Origin of the sequence: Paenibacillus lemnae (genome assembly GCF_012933385.1) — a bacterium.
Lineage (GTDB): Bacteria > Bacillota > Bacilli > Paenibacillales > Paenibacillaceae > Paenibacillus_AQ > Paenibacillus_AQ lemnae.
In genome coordinates, this window is sequence record NZ_JABBPN010000005.1 from 234862 (window position 1) to 241497 (window position 6636).

The 6636-nt window shown below is 56.5% G+C and carries 4 protein-coding genes; all 4 read left to right on the forward strand.

Going from position 1 to position 6636, the window contains the following annotated elements:
* Positions 1-17: 17 nt before the first annotated feature.
* The gene (locus HII30_RS08510; protein WP_169504569.1) at positions 18-1007 is read left to right on the forward strand and encodes an AAA family ATPase; all 990 of its coding nucleotides are present in this window, start codon (positions 18-20) and stop codon (positions 1005-1007) included.
* A complete protein-coding gene (locus HII30_RS08515) occupies positions 1004-1954 on the forward strand; it encodes a DUF58 domain-containing protein (protein ID WP_169504570.1) in 951 nt (316 codons plus the stop codon). The genes HII30_RS08510 and HII30_RS08515 overlap by 4 nt, the downstream gene beginning before the upstream one ends.
* A gap of 12 nt (positions 1955-1966) precedes the next feature.
* The gene (locus tag HII30_RS08520) at positions 1967-3970 is read left to right on the forward strand and encodes a vWA domain-containing protein (RefSeq protein ID WP_343045082.1); all 2004 of its coding nucleotides are present in this window, start codon (positions 1967-1969) and stop codon (positions 3968-3970) included.
* A partial coding sequence (locus tag HII30_RS08525; RefSeq protein WP_169504572.1) for a VWA domain-containing protein occupies positions 3954-6636 on the forward strand: 2683 nt, incomplete at its 3' end. The genes HII30_RS08520 and HII30_RS08525, both read left to right, overlap by 17 nt.

Below are 6636 nucleotides of genomic sequence, written 5' to 3' on the forward strand. Positions count from 1 at the left end.
GAGAGGCAGGACAGCGAATGTCTGAATTGACAATGAAACCCAAGGAATGGATGGAGCAGGTCGAAAAGCTGAGAAACCAGATCGGAGAGGTAATTGTCGGGCAGGAGGAAGTTGTGGAGCAGATGCTTTGGTGTATTTTTGCCGGCGGCCATGCGCTGCTGGAAGGAATCCCGGGACTCGGTAAAACCATGCTGGTCAGTACCGTATCCAAAGCGCTTGATCTGTCCTTCTCCCGCATCCAGTTCACCCCTGATCTGATGCCGAGTGATATCACGGGAACGAATATTTTATCTTTCGGGCAGCAGGGAAGCACAGGTATGTCGTTTCAAAAAGGACCGCTGTTCAGCAGCATTGTGCTGGCCGATGAGATCAACCGGGCCACACCGAAAACACAAAGTGCACTGCTGGAAGCGATGCAGGAGAAGACGGTAACTGTGGGCAGCCAGACGCATCAGCTGCCCAGACCGTTCTTTGTTCTGGCGACACAGAACCCGCTGGAGAATGAAGGAACCTATCCGCTGCCAGAGGCGCAGCTGGACCGTTTCCTGCTTAAAATTGAGGTTTCTTATCCCAGTGCGGATGAATTGAAGGAGATTGTTAAAAGGACGACATCTTCACGTGAAATTGGAGTGGAGAAGCAGATGACCGCAGAGGAGCTGCTTGAAATTCAGCAGGGAGCCAAGGAAATTTTGGTGGCGGATGAAGTGCTGGATTATGCCGTACGGCTGCTGATGATGACTCACCCCGAAGAGGAGACAGCACCGGATGGCGTACGGAGATATGTTCGTTTCGGTTCCGGACCTCGCGGCGTGCAGGCGATCATCTCCATCGGAAAGGTTCGGGCACTGTTCAGCGGAAGAATGCACTTGTCGACAGGAGATATCCGGGCTGCCGCACTGCCGGCACTGCGTCACCGTATCTTCCTGAATTTCGAAGGTCAGGCTATGGGGGTTACGACAGACCAGGTCATCCGGGAAGTGATGGACCAGCTGGAGCGTACAGTGTGAGCGGGTCCGGCCATCTGCTTCCGCCGGAATGGATGACCCGTCTGGAACGCCTCAGTCTGGGGTCAAGGACACGAGTTGCGGGTACGCTGCAGGGGAAGCGGCGTTCACGCCGGCTCGGCTCATCGCTGGAATTCGCAGATTACAGGCTTTATGCGCCTGGAGATGATGTAAGACGCTTTGACTGGGGTGTATATTCACGAACCGGGAAGGCTTTTGTAAGGCAGTTCATGGATGAGCAGGAGTTGATGGTCAGCCTTTATGTGGACTGCTCTGCATCCATGGCCGGCAGTTTCAGGGAAGGTGAAGGAGCTCCGGCTCCCGGTGGTCAGCATGGGGATCAAAGCGGGAACAAGTGGAGGATGACCCGTCAATTGGCGGCGAGCATCGGCTACATGGCGCTGTCCTCGTATGACCGTCTTCAGCTGGCCTGCTACAGCCGGACGATGGACTCCCGCCTGCCAGTGCTGCGGGGGAAAGGGGCGGCCCACCGCCTGTTTTCACACCTGCAGCAGGCTGGGATCGGAGGCGACGGCAGCCTTGCAGAGGCGCTGTCCGTACCAGGAGCACTGCCAAGACTGCCGGGCATGACGTGGATTTTCTCGGATTTCTGGCTGGAAGGCGGCGAGGAAGAACTGTCCCGTTCGTTATCACTGCTCGCAGGAGCAGGCCAGGAAGCTGTATTGGTGCATGTCCTTTCCCGTGAGGAGTTGGAGCCGCGGATGGCAGGCGATCTCCGGCTGGTAGACATTGAAACCGGAAGCGGCAAGGAAGTTGCGATGACCTCCAAAATTTTGGAGGTTTACCGGGAGGAGCTGGACCGTTACCGGCAGATGCTGGCCAGGGTATGTGCGGAAAGAGGCATGACCTATGTGCTGATTCCCGATGATATGCCGCTGCAGGAAGCCGTGTTCGGGATTCTGGCGGGAGCCGGCCTGGTACGGGGGTAAAAGGAGGAGAACGTGTTGGGAATTCAATCTTGGCTCGGCCTGTGGTTCGGTCTGACCCTTCCGGCCATTATCTTGATGTACTTGTTCAAACGAAAATATTTGGATACCACGGTCTCCAGCCACATGCTGTGGGACCGTGTACTTAAAAATCTGGAGGCGAACCGTCCCTGGCAGAAGCTGCAAAACCGCCTTCTGCTGTGGCTTCAGCTGCTGGCAGCTGCACTGCTTGTCTTTGCGCTGATGCAGCCCTTCTTGCGGGTGTCCGGCAGCGGCAGTCAGCACATCGTCATTGTAGCGGATACCTCGGGCAGCATGAGCGCAGAGGCGCAGAAGGAGCTGCAGGGCGGCGAACCTTCCGGCTCCGGGCTGACCAGATTGGATCTGCTGAAGGAGCGGATTCTTGAATACAGTGGCGATGAGGGCAAGAACAGCGAGATCACGCTGCTTACCGTAGGAGCCCGCCCGGTGACGCTGTTATCCCGTGAAAACAATCGGGATGCTATCAGAGATGCGCTGGACACCATGCAGCCGTACTATGGCCAGGCATCCTACAGGGAAAGCCTTTCTTTGGCCTCGGCGCTGACTCGTGAGGAACAGGATGCAGAGGTTGTCATTTTTACAGATGGTCAGTGGAAAGAAGATCCGGCACAAATTGCATTTGAGGTTCCGGTTCGCGTGGAGACCATCACCGGAGGAACACCGGTAAACCACACCGTAGAGCAGTTCGGTATTTCTGGCGGGAATACAGAGGGTGGTTCTGTAACAGCGGTAGCCGTGATCAGCAGTAATAGTAAGCAGGCTGAGCCTGCAGAGGCAAGTCTTTATGGAGACGGCAAACTGCTTGCCAGCAGAGAAATTGAGGTTCGGGAAGGGGAAAAGTCCACCGTTACGTTCACCGGTATGTCTTATGCGGATGTCTATCGTCTTGAGCTTTCTGGTGAAGATGCTTATGCACCCGATAACGAAGCATTTGCATTCGGCCAGAGTCACGGGGTGTCCAGAGTGCTGCTGCTTACCTCCGGCAATTTTTTCTTAGAGAAAGCACTGCAGCTCAGCGGCGCTGAGGTCACGCGCATTCAGGTGGATTCCAATTCGGAGGCTGCGGTAACGGAAGGACAGGAAGATCAGGGGACAGCATTCGTCCCCGTTCCGGAAGGGGACTTTGATCTGGTTGTTATGGATGGACCGGTGCCTGCGGCATACCAGCAGGGAGAGTGGTCAAAGCTGACCGCTCAAACTCCCCTATGGACCCTCGGGACTGAAGAAGAAAAAGGGGGGCTCGCGACCGGGCGTACAGTCATCGAGAATCATCCGGTCACCTCCTATCTCAGTCTGAGCGGCGTTTATATCGGCTCTGTAGCGGATGAAAAACCGTCTTGGGGTGAGGCTGTCGTGAGAATCGGAAACAGACCGGTCATTTATGCCGGTAAAGAGGGCGGGTATCCTCGTCTTTCCTTTGGTTTTCGCCTTCAGGACAGTGATCTTCCATTATCTTCGGAATTTCCGGTGCTGGTGAACAATGCCCTGCAGTGGATGACTTCAGGCAGCAGTACAGGGTTAGGACGTTATACCGCCGGTGCCGCAGCAGATATTCCGATTACGGCAGATACGGTGAAGGCCCGGTGGATACCGTTAGAAGGACTGGGCAAGCAGGCTGGATATTCACCACAAGAGCCAATCGCCACGGATAAAGGTTATTCAGCTGTACAGCATGTGCCTGATGTTCCAGGGTTATACGGTTTCGAACAAGAGAATCAAAGCGGCGAGAAAACGACCTACTGGGTCGCTGCAGCACCGGATCCTTTTGAAGGAAATCTTGCAGAAAGCAGGGGACCGGGCGTGAGCCAGAACACTGGGAATGCAGGTGGGACGTCACCGAATGAAGAGGGGTCCAACCAGAGAGAAGCGGACCGTTCTTCAAATGCAGTGACCTCGCTGATTCCTTGGCTTGCACTATTAGCACTGGCCGTGATTGCGGCAGAATGGGGGGTGTATCAGCGTGGGCGTTCAATTTAGCCAGCCGTGGTGGCTGCTGCTGCTGATCCCAGCCGGTATCTTTCTGTATTATGCGTACCGCTCCGATTTTCGTCTGGGCGGGTTTCGTAAAAAGCTGGCTTTGGGTTTAAGAGCCTTGATCATTCTGCTGCTGATTTTCGTCATATCCGGTCTGCACGGCTTCACGGTGCTGCGGGATAAGCAGGTTGTCTATTTGGCTGACCGCTCAGACAGCATGGGTGACACATCAAGGCTCGAACAATGGATAGCGGAATCCATAGACGCAAAAGGAGAACAAGACGGTACCGCCCTGGTCTCTACGGGGCTGGAAGGCGCTGTGGAGCGGAAGCTTTCCACAGACATCAAGGCAGGCGCGTCCTTGAATGCTTCTGTTCAGGGAGCGTTCACTGGGCTTGAGGCCGGACTTCAGCTGGCAGCGAATGCGTTCGAAGGCAGAGGGGATTCCAGAATCGTCCTGCTGTCAGATGGGGAAGAAAATGTCGGGAATATGGCGGCAGCAGGAAGGCTGCTGAAGGACCGCGGCATTGCCGTGGATGTTCTGCCTGTGCCGCGTCCGGAGATTCGGGATGCTGCCGTAGAAGAACTGCGGGTGCCGGATAAACTGTATCAGGCGGAAGCTTTTTATGTGGAAGTGCTGATCAACAGCACGTATGCTGCATCGGGCGAGCTCCGCATCTATGAGGACAGCCGGGAAATCGGCCGCCAGCAGGTAGAGGTCAGCCCGGGGGAGAACCGCTATGCGGTTAAAGGCCTCGCCAAGTCGCCGGGGCTGCATCGATACCGTGCTGAAATCTTCATGGAGGGCGATGAGTCGTCTGCAAATAATGCGGCCTTTGATTTTACACGTGTCGATGGACCTCCCAATGTACTGATCGTGGAAGGGACACCAGGCACATCCGGCAATATTACAGCAGCCCTGGATTCAGGGATGATCGGGACCGAAGTGATTCCGCCGGAAATGCTCTCCCTGGAAGCAGCCAAGTATGCGGCATATGACAGCATTGTGTTCAATAATGTGTCTGGCAGCCGTGTCGGTGGCAAGCAGATGGAGCTCATCGAGCAGTCCGTCCGAAGCTTTGGCACCGGCTTTATCATGGTCGGTGGTGAAGACAGTTTTGGCATGGGGGGATATTTCAAGACGCCGATCGAAAAGGCGCTGCCTGTGTCCATGGAGCTGGAAGGCAAACGCGAAATTCCTTCTCTGGGCTTGATTCTGGTTATAGACCGTTCAGGAAGTATGGCTGGCGGTAAAATGGAGCTGGCCAAGGAATCGGCCATGCGTACCGTAGAGCTGCTTCGCTCCAAAGATACCGTGGGTGTCGTTGCCTTTGACGATAACCCGTGGTGGGTTGTTCCTCCGCAGAAGCTGGGGGATAAGAAGGAAGTTTTGGAGGCGATTCAGGGCATCCAGAGTGCTGGCGGTACGAATATTTATCCTGCGCTGTCTTCCGCGCTGGATGAAATGCAGGAGATCAAAACCCAGCGCAGACATATCATTCTGATGACAGATGGACAATCGGCGATGGGCGGAAGCTATGATGAGCTGACGGACAGCATGGTTCAGCAGAAAATCACGATGTCTTCGGTTGCGGTCGGGATGGATTCCGATACGGTGCTGCTGCAGTATCTGGCAGAAGCAGCCAAAGGCCGCTACTACTTCGTAGAGGATGAAACGACGCTGCCGGCCATTTTCAGCCGTGAAGCCGTGCTGCTGGCGAAATCGTACATCGTCGACAAGCCGTTTATTCCTGCAGTTCAGAATGCAGGAGACTGGCAGTTTCTGTTCGATCAGGGTGTGCCGGGACTGCTGGGCTATGTAGCCACGACGCCGAAATCCTCGGCACAGGTAGTGCTGAGCAGTCCGGAGCCCGACCCGGTGCTGGCCCGGTGGCAGTATGGATCGGGCAGAACGGCAGCGTGGAGCAGTGATCTCAGCGGTAAATGGTCCAGAGAATGGGTATCCTGGCCTGCATTTGCAGATACATTGACCGAAATCGTGAAATGGACATTTCCGCAGTTTGAATCCTCTCCATATGAAGTGACCGCCCAGGCGGCAGGCAATCGTGTTAATCTGCAGGTGGTCACGAATGGCGATCTTCCGCCGGAGAAGCTGACGGCTGTTGTCGGCGGGGATGAAGGAGATGCCCAGCAGGTAGAGCTGATCCAGGAAGCGCCGGGGCGGTACACGGGTGAAGTAAATGTATTAAAGCCCGGGGCATTTCTGCTGTCACTGGAAGACCACAGCAGCGGCACACCTGTTCAGGCGGCTCCCGGTACGGGCTTCGTCGTTCCCTACTCCCCGGAATACCGGATTTCCAGCGGAACCGGGGCAGAGGAACTGACCCAGCTGGCCCAGCTGACCGGCGGACGGGTGCTGGACTGGGATAATCCCGCCGAGGTGTTTGACCGTACGGCGGCATCACGGCAGGTGCTCCATGACTTGAGCTACCCGCTTCTGGCAGCGGCCCTGCTGCTGTGGGTCGCCGACATCGCCGTGCGGCGCCTGGCTCTGCCATGGGCCGCCATAAGCTCGCGGCTGGCGCATTGTCTGCGCCGCCAGCCCGCACCAGCGCCGCAGGCCGGCCATGACGCCGGCCTCACGCGCCTGGCCGCGCGCAAAGCCCGCGCGGCCAGCTTCTACGGCGGCGGGGCGGACACCCGCCCCG